We start from the raw sequence: 16,695 nt of genomic DNA, 5'->3' as shown, positions 1-16,695 counted from the left end.
CCAAGCGCTTTCCTTAATTTTCTTGATCCAAATACTCCACTACTTTCTGAGCTTTTTGAAGTAGATCTTCCTGGAATTTTCGAATTTGCTGTCTATAGGCCACAATCATCCCCACTTGAGTTTTTAAATACGCATTCTGCTGGATGCCTTTCCAATCGATCTGGTATGTTGGAGAATAACTCAGTTCCACGGGATCGTCCAACTCATAAAAATCCCGATACAAAAGCGGGCTATGGAATTTAACCATTTCATCCCGGTAATCAAACCAGGCAGTTTGAAGAATTCGTTCATTAAATAGCACTGCCCAATTATTAGGGATGTAATAGTCGTCCAACAGCCTTTTTAACTGGGCATCTTGAAATAAGTGAAAATGGTTGCTATTGATCAGGTCATTATAGGTGGAGTTGGTAATGGTGGCGTTGGGAATGAATGCCGTCATGATAAGTGAGCGTGTAAGTCGGAAAGTATCTATCTCCGTGAGTTGCTGGCCCAAAAACGCTTCCAAGTATTGCCCCTCTTGTTCTGTATAAGTATTGATCTCCTTTTGTTCTTCGATGGAGGAAATATCCTTTTGCAGATCCACCAATAAGTTTTCTATGTATGATTGCTTCAGTTGCTGATTGAGTCGATCCTGATTCCAATTATTCACCTGTAGCGCCAGCAGAATCCCTATCATTACTAGCACAATTTCACCCAAGGCATATTTCAGGTATTTCCCGGTGTTTCCATTTGAAAGCAATTGTTGTCGGATTTTTTGAAAAAAGTTTATCATGGGCGAAGGTTGAGACAGCCAGCGGTACATCTATGAATGAATCTACTACCGGCTTGTAGGCTGTCGATGGCTAGGTTGTTTGGCTTGTTTCCAACAATTTAAGGATTTTGGGGAATTCCTGCTTAGTGGCTGCTTCCGGTTTTAGGGTCAAAGGTGAGAAATAGCGGAGGGGATGTCACTTGGATTTGAAAGTGGGGATTATGCTGGAAGTAACGAACTTTAATTTTAGTGACCTAAGAATTTATTTTTATGAAAATAATCTATTAAATTACTTTTAGTTAGTTTTTATCATTTACCTAAATACTTTTATGATGGCGATAGAAAATCGTAATTCAATCGAAATCCCAGAAGCTGTATTAGCGGATGCTCTGGGTAAATTAAATGAAGCAAGGGAACTTTTAGCCCCTTATTTAATCGCGCTGACTCCGACGCAGCGGAAGGATCTTTTGAAAATGTCGGATGGTTCCAGGCCTTTTGTAGAAAAGGTCATGGATTATGTTGACTCTGAACCTCAATTTTTGCCTCCTTATCTTCCTGTGGAAGAATTAAAAAAAGACTGGGGAGCAGTAAAAGGATTGGGCCCCATATTAAATTCAGCTAATTTATTTAATGATAACCTCAGTGACACATTGATGTTGGCTGGATCCGAAAGTTTTGATGGAGCCTTGAGTTATTACAACACCGTAAAATATGCAGCTAGAATGAATGCGCCAGGTGCCAAAGGAATCTATGAGGATCTTAAGAAACGATTCGATAAGAATTCCAGCGAAGAAAGTTCGCAAGCCGCTTAATGTAAAGTTGCATTAGCCCTAGATATAAACTTAACGCTCACCAGCAGATTCCTTTTCGGAACTGCTGGTTTTTTATTTCATTATATCCTCTTCTTTTTCTTACAAAAGCCCGTTTCTGGAAATTTTTTGTAAATCCTTAGATCTAAAAATGAATCTCTCTTGATGCAAAAGGTGTCTCGGGAGAGATAAAAAGAGTCTTCGTTGATACAAAGAATATCTCAATAGATACAAAAAGAGTCTCGATTGATTCAAAGAGAATCTCACGAGATATGAAAAGAGTCTCGCTTGATATTAAGAGTATCTCGCGAGATACAAAAAGAATCTCTGTTGATATTAAAAGAGTCTCCCGAGATACAAAAAGAGTCTCCGATGATATAAAAAGAATCTCGGGAGATTCTTTTTACTCCCCCCTGGGGGGTATATACCCGGGGGGAGGGGGGGTAGACACCGGGGGGAGGTGGTATGACTCGTCCTAAAAAAAGTTTACAGGTTAATGTTTAAATCCTGATATTAGTTTACATCCATTAGTTAAGTAGTTTAATGTGTTATTTTCATGACGTTTATTAAATGCAACGGTAAATTGTATGAGTAGTGGCAGACTGCGTGGTACTTTCCTGTCAAACCGCAATGCAGTTTGAGCGGGCTACAAACCTCGATGTTTGCTACATCCATTACTTATACAAAGTGTTACCTGCTGGGTTTTCTACCATTTTTCATCTCTAAATAAATCTCTTTTAATATCTCCGTTTACATTTTTAAGTGCATAGTCAAAAATAGACTTAACATCTGGATGCATGTCGTATTTACCGAGGATTCTTTTAATTTCTTTCTTTTTTGCTAAGTCTTGAGGGAAAGGTCCTCCCGCTGGTCCCGACTTTGTCCCATTATTAAATATGTAGTCTCTTCCGAGTATGGTTATAAGCTTTTGATTGTCAATTTTATATTTATTGCATATCTCGTTTGCCACCTCTATCAGTAGGGAAATTAAGTACTCTCCTTTATTTTCGAAAACATCCAATGCTCTACACAATTCAACCACTTTGTCAATATCATCTCCAGAACTTTCAACTAATTCTTTAAAACTTGTTTTGAAACTCTCAGATTCAATAATTTCGGGTCGTAAGAATTCAACCAGTACTTTATGGATATAATCAGATTTTGATTCTAATTCAGCATACCATTTAATGACTTGTATAAAGTCTTTTTCTGTCTGTTCTAAGGATTTGTTTGGGTTCGTGTAACGTTTGTGGTATGATAAATAAATTGGTTTTTGACTTTTCTCGATGAATTTTATTTTTTCAATCAAATACTTTAAAAGGGTATCAAAACCAAAATAATTCTCCAAAAAGTTTAATACTTCTCCTAGGTAATGATAGTCAATTGGAAAATGATGAGTGCTACTAAAGACAAATGTTTTAATTAGTTCAGTATTATTTTCAATTATTTCTTTGTCTTCAAAGATTGAATGAAGTAAGTATCCATCTTCTCTTTCATTTTCACTTATTTCAAAAATTGATGTGATTAAATTTAATGTTCTTTCAGGATTGATTAAAATGTACTTTGGTAAAGAAAAAGATGTACTCCAAAGTTGTTTGCTTAACTTGTTTTTGACAACATCCTCAAAGTATTTTAAATCATCTTCTCTATAGTATTCAACCTCTCTATTACGACCATTTGTTAGCATCCATAGTACTGAGCCCTTTGAACATTCGAAATCAAAACTCCATACTTTATTGATAATTAAGTAAAAATATTCGTTGTCTTTATAGTTTGCTTTAACAAGAGTTCTAAAGTCACAAACATGTTCAGGATGATTCGTAATAACGAAATCCAGTAATTCTTTAGACAAGGTGGGATGATTCGCAATTAGGTATGAAAGAAGTTCATTAAAATTGGAATAATCATTATTAATAAGTTCTCTCTTAACTTCAATAATATCTTCGAAGAAACTTAAATTGTCATTATACTTGGCTATTATTTCCTTAAAAATAGAATCAATGTTATTTTTCAATGAGAAATACTCATCCAAAAATAATAAGGAAAGTCTTTCTTTAACAGTATCAACACTTTCGGATTTAAGAAGTAGTTCATCCCTTTGTGCTTTATACTCTTCCTTAATTTCTCTACGCTCATAAATTTTTAGTTGTCGTATAATTTTGCTGCGTTCTTTTATACTTGGATCTTTATCCAATATTGTGTGTAAAAAATCTAAAACTATTTCGACTTCTTTAGTCTGGTCAAGATGATTTTTATCCTGTAAAGTCTTAGACATAAAATAAAGGACATGGATAATTTTGTCAAAACAATTTTTGGAATGTTCTTTATAGCGCACTAATTCATAGATTCTAAATAACAAATTCAATGAATCTAATCTAATCTTTTCTGTATGTTCATTTTGGTAAACATGGTGTCTTGCCCATGAAAATGCATGAGTGTATTTGTCATAATGAGATTCTCCTTCAAAATCTTCAACCATTAGGAATTTTACACAAGCGAAAATGTGATTATGTATGAACTCATTGTCAGGTTTTTCTTTGAGTTGAGAATCGAGCTTTGATAATAGAAATTTTTGTCTTTGAAATGGAAATTTCTGTCTGAAACCATATTCAATGAAATCATATACTTTATACCCAAACGCTTTTCCAAAAATGGAGCTTTCTGATTTGTGATTTTTATATGTCCATATTAATTCATACAACTCCTCAAGCTCTTGTGAATCATGCGTGTTAAAAGTAATAATTGATAATATAGTTTCTATATTGTCATGTATCTCCTTGAAAGACTTTTCATACAAAACATGCATTTCTTCATTTTGCCAAAAGTCTTCCGTTTTAAGTTTGGATTCAATTAAGTCTCTAATTGCATAGAAGCAGATTCGAGGTTTCTTATAAGTGAATGATTTTAGAGTTTCCAGATTTGAAACTAAACTTGAGATGTCACTAGTAGATTCAGTACTTTTATTTTTAAATGATGAAATGAAATCTGAAAGCAGATTATCAATATTTATAGTAAGGCGTTCAGATTTTTCTACCTCAATTAAATTTCGAATTAGTCTATCAAGGAATACAGAAATTTCGGACTGAAGTAAGTATTTTATTCTTGGTGAAGAATCTAATAAAATCGTATCACTATATGGGTCTGGTGTTATAACAATTTCATTGTTTCTTACAATAAACCCATACTTTTCTAGATAGTCTAATATTAAGGCTGATTCATCTACATTAATGCCATTTAGACTAGAGATTTGTGTAATTTCTTCATCTGTGTTTTTTATTGGTGCAAAGAAACTTAATAGTTCAATCGTTTTATTGACATTGCCTTTGTCGATAAAATATTTAGCATTAATATCATTGATTACTTGTTGTTTTTGCTCTTGTACAAATAGTCTAAAGTTTTCTTCCTCCGATATTTCCGACTTATATTTTCCATTAATCGTAACTTGACATAGACCTAGAATGACGATAGGAATACCTTTGGAATGTTGTGCAAGTCTTTTAATCTCAACACCACCTAACCAAGGTAATTGTGATTTAAAAAGTTCTTGTGTTTCTTCATATGAAAGTCTTTCAATTGAATGAGAGGCTATATTTCTGTTATGTGATGCAAACTCTGAAACGGTAACATCGTACAATGCATTTCTAACTGTCATCAGTATTTTTACATTGCTATTTCGATTAGTAATATTTACTACATCATTTAAAATTTTGGGATACTTGTGCGCGTCATCAATTAGTATTATTGTTTGATTCCCTTCTTTCAGCTTGGATGAAAGATTTAGATTTTTAAATGCGGTTGTATTTAGTACCCATGCATCAATGTTTTCATCTGTATCAACGTATTTCTGAAAATATTCAATACACAACCTTGTTTTTCCATATCCTCCGTCAGATATTATAGAAATTACTTTGTAATCAGACACTTTTAATAGGTAGTCAATACTTTCTAAATCAGATTCTCGACCAATAAACGTGTTCTGAAACTGATTCGGCAAGTCTTTATTTTCAGGATTTAGAAGCTGACTAAAAGCATCTTTGTACGATAAAAGGGCATCATCAAATTGTTTTTCTATATGCTCTAATTGTGCGAGAAGCTCTTTCTTTAATCCATTAAGGTGATGTTCAATTAAATTGAATCTATTAAGAGCCTCTTGAAACTGAACATCTTGAATATAATTCCATGCTGTTGTGCTTTTTTGTAGTTCTTGTTTGAAATATTCAATAATATCGGATGTACTTTTATCCAAATCGTGAATTTTTTCAGGTTCTTTTATACAATCAATTAATGTATCAAACCTTCTACTTGTAAATATTTTTTCCTTTTCCTTAATGCCATAATTAACAGTCCATTTATCCAAAGCTTCGTTAAAAGCTTTTTCTATTTCAGCTTCAAGACTATCATTTTTAATAATTCGCTTCAGAGTTTTCTGACCAAGACCTGTCACAATATTTGCAGCGATGCTTACTAAAATGGCTTCAATCATATTATGTAGATTAGTTTTTTTAGTTTAAAATTTTCAATTGATGTTGGATGTTCTTTTAACCTTGCAGGTAACATTTGTGTATACGCCGTGCGTATATATCTCTTATAATTTTTTTGAAAGGTTTCTTAATAAGAGAATGTAAATCAGGTGATTAATTAAATCACTCGACAACAAATGACAACAAACGTTTGTTGTCGCTTTTCAATCAGTTATTATTTTTGGAAATAGGTCCTTCCAAAAAATGAATTTTTGAAGATCGGGAACCTAAAGCCAAATCACAATACCCAATACTGGGTATTTTTAATAATCTAAAAGTGCAAACAATTTCGATCAGAATCCATTAAGGAGAGGGTATATATTTACATTCCAAATCAGAAGAATCATCATCAAAAGATTTCGTTCCAGAAGGAATACGAAGAATTTTTGAAAAAAATCGGCCTTGATAAGGTAGGCTGAAATGGCTGAAGCCATTCTGGTGGTGATGGGGATTTCAAACAAATCCTCGCCCTCGACAATTGTCGGGGTAAAACTCGGGGCTGTGTTTGTTCAATTTATATGTAAAAATGATCTTACTTAATGCCCACGGTTTCAACCATGGGTTGATGGTCAAACCGGGACCCTGGATATCCATTCCATCAATTCCATCTAAAAGAATTGAATATTCTATCGTTTGGTTATGAATTTGAATACTTGGCTTAAAAACTAAACCTTCGAGGTTTTCAAAACCTCAAAGGTTAGTTAAGGACATAATCTAGATTCCTAGCTTTATTATCTGATCGACCAGAAGTATTCCTATCTGGCCGCAGGCCTATCTTTTTAAAATAAATTACCGATCTCTCTTTGAATCTCTCTTCTCTTAATCTCTTTCTCACACACTACCCACCTTCCTATATTATCAATCCTAAAACTGATTTGAAACTAGTTTTTTTGTGACCACTGCCTACTGACCACTGACCACTGATCCCTGACCACTGCCTACTGACCACTATTTCCTTTTCAACTTCAGCACCGTAATCTCTGGCCAGATCCCTACTCGGCCGGGGAAGGCTAAAAACCCAAAGCCACGGTTCACATGCAAGTAACGGCCTAGCTCCTGATATAATCCGGCCCATTTGGGGTAGCGGAAGGAGGCAGGACTCCATTTGATAAAACCAGGAATCTCGATTCCAAACTGCATCCCATGGGTATGTCCACTCAAGGTCAGATGGATCAGCTGAGAGAAGCTCTTCACCTCCTCATCGAAATGGGAAGGATCATGGCTCATCAGGATTTTAAAACTTTGTTCGCTGAGGTTGGAGACGGCTTTTCCCAGGTCTCCATATTGGGCAAATCCCTTTCCCCAGTTTTCTACGCCGATCAGATCGATGCTGGCTACAGCCCCTTCGTCTCCGTTTCGAGCAGGTTTTTGTAGTTTTACGTTCTCATTTCGGAGAAGCTGAAATCCCAGTTCTTTCTGAATGTCTGCCAGTCTGTTCAAGTTCGCCTCTTTGGCTTCTTGACTAGGCCAGGACATGTAATCTCCGTAATCATGGTTGCCCAGAATGGAGTATTTGCCCATGGGAGCTTGAAGCTTCTTAAAGGTGTCCACCCAAGGTTCCATCTCCCCAGCATGGTTGTTGACCAGATCACCTGTAAATAGGATGACATCGGATTCCTGCTGGTTGATCAAGTCTATTCCGTATTCTAGTTTCTTTTTATCATCAAAGCTGCCTGAGTGAATATCCGATATCTGAGTGATGGTGAATCCGTCAAACTCTTCGGGCAGGTCGTCAAATTCCAGCGTATGGTTCACCACCCGATAGCGGTATTTCCCTACCAATACCCCGTGCAGGATGCCCAAAAAAGGGATGGCAGAAAGAGCCAGCGCCGTTTGACTGATGAATTTCCGTCGATCAGGCAAGAAATCACCCTCTCTAGTTCCGGAAACCGATTGGAAAGTACCGGTAAGAAAACGGATGATGTCCTCTCCGAACATTAAGCCCAGTATGATCAGCTTTGGAATCAGAGACAGCACAAGTAAGGATACCATCCTGCCTAGGTTGATGTTATTATTGCTGCTTCGATCGAAGAATAAAAAACCATACGTAACAAAGATGTAAACGGAGACAGAAAAGACCCAAAACAAGACTTTCACCCAAACTTGGTTAGGAAACACCGTTTTGAACGCTTGGAAGGAATACCAATCGATCAGGAAGAAGAGGGCTAGGACAAATGCAATTCGAATAATCAAAGGAAACACGTGGGTTAGTTTTAATAGGGTGTGGTGAAAAGGAGCTAAATACGTTCCTTTTTTTTGGACTGGGGAAATGTAGTTAAACCATGATACGCAGGTAATTACCTGGCTGGTTGCGAAAATTGGGAATTATTTGAAGATAGAACAAATTCAGGTTCAAAGGAGATGGCGAGATGGCTCTTTTTTCGGCTTACTCTTTCTTCGCAAATTGGAGGTTGCCTTGGGAGCTTTTTGAATTAGGGTTCCTTGTTAACAGTCCACTGTCCATCGTCGATATACCATTTACCTCTGGCATGCTGAATACTGGCTTCTGACACTGCCTACCGACTACTGACCACTGGTAAAACTACCTTTCCAAACATCTCTTTTAAATAATTTCTTCTTTCACCCGATTTGGCAATTTTCTTTTCCTTTTTTGTTTCTTTGTGGCGGATTTATTCCGAATCAAGCCTATTGAACTATGAGACAATTACTCCTCAGACCCGGAGCAGAAGAATTAAATTATGAAATCCGGGGGATCGTTAAAAAAGCCCGTCAGATTGAAGCCTTGGGCTATCCCATGACCTGGGAAAATATCGGGGATCCTATTCAGAAAAGTAATCAAGTTCCGGACTGGATGAAATCCATTGTGGCTGATTTAGTCAAAGAGAATAAATCGTATGGATATGCCGATTCCAAAGGAGTACTGGAGACCCGAACCTATTTGGCTGATCTGACCAATGAAAAAGGAGGAACGACCATTTCTGCAGAAGACATCCTATTTTTTAATGGATTGGGAGATGCGATTGCCAAGCTGTATCAATTCTTAATTCCAACTGCGAGGATCATTGGACCTTCTCCGGCTTATTCCACACATAGTTCAGCCGAGGCGGCACATGCTAATGCGGCTCCGATTACTTATAAATTGGATCCGGACAACCAATGGTTACCGGATATGGAAGACTTATATCTTAAAGTGAGGTATAATCCTTCCATTGTTGGGATTTTGATCATCAATCCGGATAATCCAACCGGTATGGTGTATCCAAAAGAGGTCTTGGAAGCATTCGTGAAAATTGCGGATGAGTTTAATCTGCTTTTGATCACCGATGAGATTTATCAAAACATCACCTACAATGGGATCAAAGCGGTTTCTTTAGCGGAGGTAATTGGAGATCGGCCAGCTATTTCATTGAAAGGAATTTCCAAGGAATTCCCATGGCCTGGTTCCAGATGTGGTTGGATGGAGTTTTATAATAGGGAGTCTTCCAAGGAATTCTCTAAGTTGTGTACCACCTTGGAGAATGCCAAAATGATTGAGGTATGTTCTACGATATTACCCCAATTGGCGATCCCGAAAATCATGTCCCATCCGGAATACTTTAAATATAGAGAGGAGGCCAACGCTCAGATTGGAAAGAGAAGTGATTGGATGTCTGAAATATTAGGTGATATACAAGGTATTAAATTTAACCCTACTCAAGGAGCTTTTTATAATACCATTGTCTTTGATGAGACCTTATTAACACCACAGCAATCCTTACCCATAGAAGATCCAAAGTTAAAATCTTTGTTGGAGGGTTGGTTGACCGATCCGGATATGCCGCTGGATAAGCGATTTGTGTATTATTTATTGGTATCGGAACGAATCTGTGTGGTGCCGATTTCCTCTTTCTGTTCGGATTTACGAGGTTTTCGAGTGACTTTGTTGGAGGAAAATGAGGAGGTGTTTAAAGACACCTTTAGAAGACTGGGGAAAGCGATTCGGAGTTATTTGCAATCATAATTTGAATTCAGAAGGCTAAAGTATGAAGGCTGAAAAGTCAGTCATGAGAAATTGGTTCTCAATTAATGGTTTTTTATAAAAAGTGATCAGTATTCAGTAGCAGTGATCAGTGTTTCATTCTCAATGCCTAAAATACGTTGACCGATTTACCTTACTGTTTACTTATAATAATCGTTCATATTCTAGTGTGATATTTGATCCTTAGGGTGTTTTCCCGGAAACTTACTGTACCCAGCTCCAGATCCTTTACTTTTTCTTTCTTGAAATTGTCACTAAACCTACGAACTCTTCGCTCGGGCTCACTCATTATAAATTGTTCTCGTCTTGATATTTTTTGATTGGTATTAAGAAGGCAAAAACGGTCAACACATCTCAGGCACCGACACATTATCTTTTTATTGAGCCAAATTTGTTAGGGTTTAAAATCATATAGTTGATTAGTTTGCCAACTTCTTCGGACTGTTCGATTAGCTCTTGGTGTTTTTTAGGTTGGATGTATTCACAGGCTAGAGCAAAATCTAACCAAACTCCAGTTTCACTATTTTCCATATCAGCATCACTAAGTTTGGATTTAAAATGGGCTGTATATGCTCTTTTTCTATAAGATTCAGCAATACATGCCGAAACGGATCGACTGGATCTTCTAATCTGATCTGTCAATGATTATTTTTCTTCTTTAGGGAAGTTTTTTGAAACAAGAAAAATTTCCATTGCTAGGTCGAAGCTTTTTCTGAATGCTAAAAGATCTTTGTAAGTCATAGTCAGGATTTTTCTATTATATTTTGATTCATTATTGTTAACCTACCTACAGAAAGCGAGCTGACCACTGCCCACTGCCCACTGAATACTGCCCACTGATCGCTGACCACCGATCACTGATCACTGACCACTGCCTACCTACCTACTCAAAATCATGCTTTCTTGCCTTGACTTTTGGGTTTGGTAAAAAATTTATCTCGTCTGACTCATTGCCTTCTAATTTGCGGAGGTCTGGTTGCCCTGCATTGATCCAGGCGGTATACCAAAAATCGGCGATCATCTTAATGGCTTTTTTCATTTGCCGTTCCACTTGATGATCCAGGGCCAATGCATAGGTCTTGGTGAATTCTTTAGAATACACTCTTACAGTCAGGCTGTTCCGCTCTTCAAATCCATATTTACGGTCGGGGTCAAAGGATTCTGTAAGTGTCTTTTCAAACGTTAATACCGAATCCACTTGGGCATGAGCTTGAGCGATGGCTTCCCAAATGGCTTGTTGAGGTTGTGAAATATACTCTGCTTTTCCCACCCAGAGCGCATAGTCAGAGCTCATCAGCTCGGGTATCCTGCTTTCCCAAAACCCATGAATCCCTTCCTGCCCTGAGAGCTGACCATTATAGTTTTGGGTGGTATGTAATGGAACATTCAAGTCCGCTAAATAATGGCCTAAATCGGCTGAGAGTCTTAGAATACCGTTTGGGTCCTTGTTTTCAAAGGCTTGGGTGAGCTGAATAAAGGTGAAATAAGCTGCCCATGGGCCAATTCCATGTGCTCTAAGAGTGTCTTCGGTGAATTTTTCTACTGCTTCGGACCAGAATACTGGTATTTTTTTAAGTGGCTCGTCCCCAAATCGGTCGAGATCAATGTAGTGTTTCTCTGCTTCGCCTTCGACTGCATACCTTCTTCGATCTGGATTGACGGCTTTTTCACTAATGAATTGAATATGAGGTTTATAAAACTGTATTAATTCGGGTGGTAAGGAGAAAACAGCCATTCGGTTGATTAAAGAATGAGCGAAAAAACCCCAGTTTTTAGGAGGGGAATTATAGAGTAATGGAAAAATCAGAAGGAAAAAGAGTAACCTCATGAAATAAAAATCTTAAAATTTTCCAGTGTTAAACTTTTGAAAACACCTATATTTGTGCCTGAATAGGCGTTTAATCCAGTTTTTTCAATTGGTGGTAGCTTCTATTTACAGTAATCTGAGAAATAAATTGGCAGTGTAAATAATTTCTGATAACTTTGCACTCCAATTCGGAATAGGGGAACGTAAAGAATTTATTTATTATAACTAGATATGGCAAATCACAAATCAGCACTTAAGAGAATTCGTGCAAACGAAGCGAAGCGTTTGAGAAACAGATACCAAGCCAAAACGACTAGAACTTTCATCAAAAGATTGAAAGCTACTACTGATAAAGTTGAAGCAACTGAGCTTTACAAAAAAGTAGTTTCTATGTTGGATAAATTGGCGAAGAAGAATGTGATTCACAAAAACAACGCTAATAATAAGAAATCAAGATTAGCCAAGTTGGTTAACGCTCTTGGATAATCCATAAAGATTTATCTTTAAAAAAAACCCTGCTTGTCGGGGTTTTTTTATTGTCTTTAAGTTAGTATTTTTAGGTGAACTTTTTTATACGTTATTATGGAAAATTACTCCTCTATTAAAATTTCCCAACTAGCTGAAGCAGATCGACCCCGTGAGAAATTACTTCTAAAAGGGAAGTCCGCCTTATCTGATGCAGAGTTGATTGCGATTTTAATAGGATCTGGAACACCTTCCATGAGTGCAGTAGATTTATCCAGACATATTTTATCCAAAGTCAATGATGACCTCTTTTCATTGGCTCGCTTAACCATTCAGGATCTCAAGAAATTTAAAGGAATAGGGGAGGCAAAGGCCATTTCCATCATTGCCGCCTTAGAATTGGGAAGAAGGAGAAAGGATTCTGAACCCATTTTGCGGCCTAAAATCACTTGTTCGCAGGATATTTATGAGTTGATGAAGCCTGATCTTCAAGATGAGCAGATCGAGTATTTTTATTTAGTGTTGCTAAGTCGGTCCAACCAAGTGTTAAAGAAGCATCTCATTTCTCAGGGAGGAACTGCTGGAACGGTGGTTGATACCAAATTGGTTTTTAAAGCGGCTTTGGAATATCTGGCTCAATCTATGATTCTGGTACATAACCATCCCAGTGGGAACCTTAAACCCTCTGAACAAGACAAAAGATTGACGGAAAGATTGGTCAAAGTGGGAAGGGAAATGGATTTGCCCATATTGGATCATGTTATTTTTACAGATGTTGGCTACTTTAGCTTCGCCGATGAAGGAATGATCTAAAAGAATGAAGTCTTGCATGCTGAAACAGTCACCCTCTTGGAAGGGTTAAATGACATGCGGCAATTCTAAAGCAAATTGCGAGGACATCCTTGGGTAGACCGAATTAAACACATGAAACCAAAAAATATTTTATTCTTATTTGTAGCGGCAGTGATTGTGGCTGCGATTGCTTATACCTTGACTGGGACAGAAAGTCCTGAAGCGTACATTGAAAAAATTGAAGCTGAGCGTGAGCGTCAATTTAAATTTATCCGCTTCAATATAGACTCTCCTTTGACAGAAGAGCAAAAACGGAATTTTAATGAGCTGAATTTTTACCCCATCGATCCAGCCTATAAGGTGAAAGCCTTAATGGTTCCTATAGAAAACAAAAAGGTTCGTGAAGTGCCATTGACAGATGGTTCCAAGGAAAGATACATTGAGCATTCTTATGCGGAATTCGAATTGGCAGGGAAAGCTCAAAAACTATTGCTCTTACAATCCATGGATGAGCCAGATAAGCGTAACTTCTTTTTGGCATTTGCGGATGAAACCAGTGGTCTGGAAACATATGGAGGTGGACGATATATCAATGCCCGTCAAGATGGGAAGAGTAGTATTACCTTGGATTTTAATTTGGCTTACAATCCTTATTGTGCTTATAATCCAGATTATGCCTGCCCAATTCCACCAAAAGAGAATATCCTGGAAATCCCAATTCCTGTTGGCGAGAAAAATTACGATAAATAGCCTTTTTGCCTACCGCAATTCTCTTAAATTTGTACCTTATTCTAATCAATTTGGGGTTTTCGAACCCTTTTTGTTTATCCAAACGAATCTTTGATTCGTTAGCAATTGCTTTAAATCAATGAAAATTTCAATAAATAGACTTAAGCATTACCTCCAGCTAACAGAAAGTCCGGAAGAAATTTCGGCTTTGTTGACCAGGTCAGGGCTTGAGGTGGAAGGTCTGGAAGAATTTGAGTCCATCAAAGGAGCTTTAGAAGGTGTAGTGATCGGAGAAGTCCTCACCTGTGAAAAGCATCCCGATGCGGACAAGTTGAGCTTGACTACGGTGGATATTGGGGAAGATAATCCGGTACAAATCGTTTGTGGAGCACCCAATGTGGCCCAAGGTCAAAAAGTACTGGTAGCCAAAGTAGGTGCCACCATTTACCCCACTTCTGGGGATCCATTGACCCTTAGAAAAGCAAAAATCAGAGGACAGGTATCTGAAGGGATGATTTGTGCAGAAGATGAATTGGGAATTGGTACCAGTCATGCAGGCATCATGGTGTTGGAAACGTCATTGGCTAATGGAACTCCAGCATCTGAATACTTGGAAATCTCGCAGGATCAAGTGCTCGAAATTGGGCTGACACCAAATAGAGCAGATGCAGCTTCCCATTTAGGGGTAGCAAGAGATCTTCAGGCTTTGTTGGGGCAGAAAATCCAGTTGCCAGAAGAGTCTGAGCTAACTGTAGAAGCTTCAGGTCCAAAGATTTCGGTTAAAGTAGAAAACTATGAAGATTGCCCTCGCTATGCGGGAGTGGTGATTACAGATTTAAAAGTAGGTCCATCTCCGCAATGGCTTCAGGATTTCCTGAAATCCCTTGATTTGGAACCAATCAATAACGTGGTAGATATTACCAATTTCATTTTGCATGATTTGGGTCAACCGCTGCATGCATTTGATGCGGAGAAAATTGATCAAGGTGAAATCATCGTAGGCAAACTTCCAAAAGACACCAAGTTTACCACCTTGGATGAGAAAGAGCGAAAGCTCTCTGGTGAGGAGTTGATGATCAAGGATCCTAAAGGAGGCTTATGTATTGCAGGGATTTTTGGAGGAGAAGGTTCGGGTGTTTCTGACACTACTACTTCAATTTTCTTGGAGTCTGCCTATTTCTCTCCCGATGTGGTTCGAAAAGGAAGCCAGTTCCATGGTTTGAAAACGGATGCTTCTTTCAGGTTTGAAAGAGGGACTGATCCTAATATGCCGGTTTATGCGTTGAAGCAGGCGGTGAAACTACTTCAGGAATTAGCAGGAGGCAAAGTAGCCTCCGAGATTATTGATCTATATCCTAATCCTATTCAGGATTTTGTGATTGAAGTGGAGTATGGACATGTCAATCGTTTGATCGGTAAAAAGATTGAACCATCTGAAGTAAGGTCTATTTTGGAAAGCCTGGAAATAAAGGTAGAGAATGAAACAGAGACCGGTTTCACGGCCATTGCAAAGCCTTACCGTGTAGATGTGACGCGTGAAGCGGATATCATTGAAGAAATCTTAAGAATTCATGGCTTCCATCAGGTCTTGTTGTCCGAAAATTTAAAAACGGAATACCTGGCTGAGCATCCCGTCAAGGATTTGAATAAACTTCAATACCGAATGACTGAGATTCTCTCATCTCAAGGGTATTTTGAAATGATTACCAATAGTTTGACAAAGCCAGGGTATGCCGAGAAGTCTGGGTTTTTGGATGCTTCCAAAAGTGTAGAAATCTACAACAAGTTAAGTGAGGATTTAGGGGTAATGAGGCAAACATTGCTCTTTACTGGTTTGGAGGTCTTGGCTAGAAATATCAATAGAAGACAGACTGATTTAAAAACTTTTGAATTTGGAACGGTTTACCATAAAACAGAAGAGGGATATCAGGAAGGAAGGAAATTATCCATCTTCCTTTCTGGAAATAAATCCTCAGAGAGTTGGCTGGAGCCGACCAAGCCTTTTGGCTTTTCAGATCTTTATTCCACAGTAGAGAAAATCCTTGAAAAACTGAACATCAGCGTTGGGGATGTTTCCATGGTGGAATCAGCTCCTTACGCTTATGGACTGAAATTGATGCTGGGACAAAAAGAGATTGGTACCATTGGACTGTTGGATGACAAAATTCTGAAGCTAGCAGAAGTAAGACAGGAAGTGTTCTTCGCAGAGTTGGATTGGGACTTGTTGTGCAAGAAGGCGAGTGGTCTCAAAAAGTACCAGGAGATCTCAAAATTCCCGGAAGTCCGAAGAGACTTGTCTTTGGTAATTGATAAATCGGTAACCTTTGATCAAGTAAAATCCGTAGGAATTAAGTTCGGAGGAAAATTATTAAGAAGAATTGGCGTTTTTGATGTGTACCAAGGTGATAAAATCGATGCGGGTAAAAAGGCATACGCATTGAGTTTTCATCTACAAGATCAGGAAAATACCCTGACTGATAAGGTAATTGATAAAACAATGAGTAAATTGATTCAAGCCTTTGAAAAAGAAGTAGGTGCATTGATCCGTACTTAGAAAATGATCCACGACGAACTGCAAAAATTGGAAAAACTGGTGCATCAAGCCAGTAAGAAATTGATTCATTTAACTGAAGAAAATGAGCAATTGAGGTCAAAAATGACCAAAATGGAGTCAGAATTGAGTCGAAAAGAGCAGGAAATCGAATATTTTAAAAATAAGATTAAAATTAGTAACATTGTGGATAGCCGACCGGTGAATTCAGGAGATTCCACCGAAATGAGTGAATTAATCAATAATTATATACAAGAAATCGATCATTTAATCGCCTACTTATCCGAGTGAT

The 16,695-nt window shown here is 37.8% G+C and carries 12 protein-coding genes; 7 read left to right on the top strand and 5 right to left on the bottom strand.

The annotated features are described in order from the left end of the window. Nucleotides 1-13: 13 nt before the first annotated feature. A complete protein-coding gene (locus JYB62_RS10160; protein ID WP_205645261.1) occupies nt 14-772 on the bottom strand; it encodes a DUF6090 family protein in 759 nt (252 codons plus the stop codon). A gap of 308 nt (nt 773-1,080) precedes the next feature. Here JYB62_RS10160 and JYB62_RS10155 point away from each other — a divergent pair, with 308 nt between their 5' ends. Beyond that, nucleotides 1,081-1,563 carry a hypothetical protein gene (locus tag JYB62_RS10155; RefSeq protein WP_243431502.1) on the top strand — a complete coding sequence of 161 codons (483 nt, stop codon included), beginning with the start codon at nt 1,081-1,083 and terminating at the stop codon, nt 1,561-1,563. Between the two features lie 703 nt (nt 1,564-2,266). Here the strand turns inward: JYB62_RS10155 and JYB62_RS10150 are convergent. Both JYB62_RS10150 and JYB62_RS10145 read right to left on the bottom strand, forming a co-directional pair. Then, nucleotides 2,267-6,043: an NACHT domain-containing protein gene (locus tag JYB62_RS10150; protein WP_205645260.1), complete on the bottom strand. Its 3,777-nt coding sequence runs from the start codon at nt 6,041-6,043 to the stop codon at nt 2,267-2,269. A gap of 985 nt (nt 6,044-7,028) precedes the next feature. Beyond that, nucleotides 7,029-8,282 carry a metallophosphoesterase gene (locus JYB62_RS10145; RefSeq protein ID WP_317194652.1) on the bottom strand — a complete coding sequence of 418 codons (1,254 nt, stop codon included), beginning with the start codon at nt 8,280-8,282 and terminating at the stop codon, nt 7,029-7,031. A 454-nt stretch (nt 8,283-8,736) separates the two neighbouring features. On the opposite strand from JYB62_RS10145, the gene JYB62_RS10140 reads away from it, so the two are divergent. Beyond that, nucleotides 8,737-10,041, top strand: a complete 1,305-nt coding sequence (locus JYB62_RS10140; RefSeq protein ID WP_205645259.1) for a pyridoxal phosphate-dependent aminotransferase — start codon at nt 8,737-8,739, stop codon at nt 10,039-10,041. Nucleotides 10,042-10,428: 387 nt separating this feature from the next. On the opposite strand, the gene JYB62_RS10135 is transcribed toward JYB62_RS10140, so the two are convergent. Beyond that, complete coding sequence (locus JYB62_RS10135; RefSeq protein WP_243431501.1) at nt 10,429-10,701, bottom strand: four helix bundle protein; 273 nt, start codon at nt 10,699-10,701, stop codon at nt 10,429-10,431. Between the two features lie 241 nt (nt 10,702-10,942). Then, nucleotides 10,943-11,887 carry a zinc dependent phospholipase C family protein gene (locus tag JYB62_RS10130; protein ID WP_205645258.1) on the bottom strand — a complete coding sequence of 315 codons (945 nt, stop codon included), beginning with the start codon at nt 11,885-11,887 and terminating at the stop codon, nt 10,943-10,945. 210 nt (nt 11,888-12,097) lie between these two features. On the opposite strand from JYB62_RS10130, the gene rpsT reads away from it, so the two are divergent. The 5 genes from rpsT (at nt 12,098) to JYB62_RS10105 (ending at nt 16,694) form a co-directional block, all read left to right on the top strand. Beyond that, nucleotides 12,098-12,352 carry a 30S ribosomal protein S20 gene (gene rpsT / locus JYB62_RS10125; RefSeq protein WP_074222937.1) on the top strand — a complete coding sequence of 85 codons (255 nt, stop codon included), beginning with the start codon at nt 12,098-12,100 and terminating at the stop codon, nt 12,350-12,352. A 96-nt stretch (nt 12,353-12,448) separates the two neighbouring features. Next, the gene (gene radC, locus JYB62_RS10120) at nt 12,449-13,144 is read left to right on the top strand and encodes a RadC family protein (RefSeq protein ID WP_205645257.1); all 696 of its coding nucleotides are present in this window, start codon (nt 12,449-12,451) and stop codon (nt 13,142-13,144) included. A 111-nt stretch (nt 13,145-13,255) separates the two neighbouring features. Next, the gene (locus JYB62_RS10115) at nt 13,256-13,873 is read left to right on the top strand and encodes a DUF1684 domain-containing protein (RefSeq protein WP_205645256.1); all 618 of its coding nucleotides are present in this window, start codon (nt 13,256-13,258) and stop codon (nt 13,871-13,873) included. Nucleotides 13,874-13,991: 118 nt separating this feature from the next. Next, nucleotides 13,992-16,406 (top strand): phenylalanine--tRNA ligase subunit beta, encoded by a 2,415-nt coding sequence (gene pheT / locus JYB62_RS10110; protein ID WP_205645255.1) that lies wholly within the window; start codon nt 13,992-13,994, stop codon nt 16,404-16,406. A gap of 3 nt (nt 16,407-16,409) precedes the next feature. Continuing rightward, nucleotides 16,410-16,694: a hypothetical protein gene (locus JYB62_RS10105; RefSeq protein WP_205645254.1), complete on the top strand. Its 285-nt coding sequence runs from the start codon at nt 16,410-16,412 to the stop codon at nt 16,692-16,694. Nucleotide 16,695 lies beyond the last annotated feature (1 nt).

Source organism: Algoriphagus lutimaris (genome assembly GCF_017051705.1).
Taxonomy (GTDB): Bacteria; Bacteroidota; Bacteroidia; order Cytophagales; family Cyclobacteriaceae; genus Algoriphagus; species Algoriphagus lutimaris.
The sequence above is the reverse complement of the archived record's forward strand: the minus strand, read 5'-3'. Positions and strand labels throughout refer to the sequence as shown.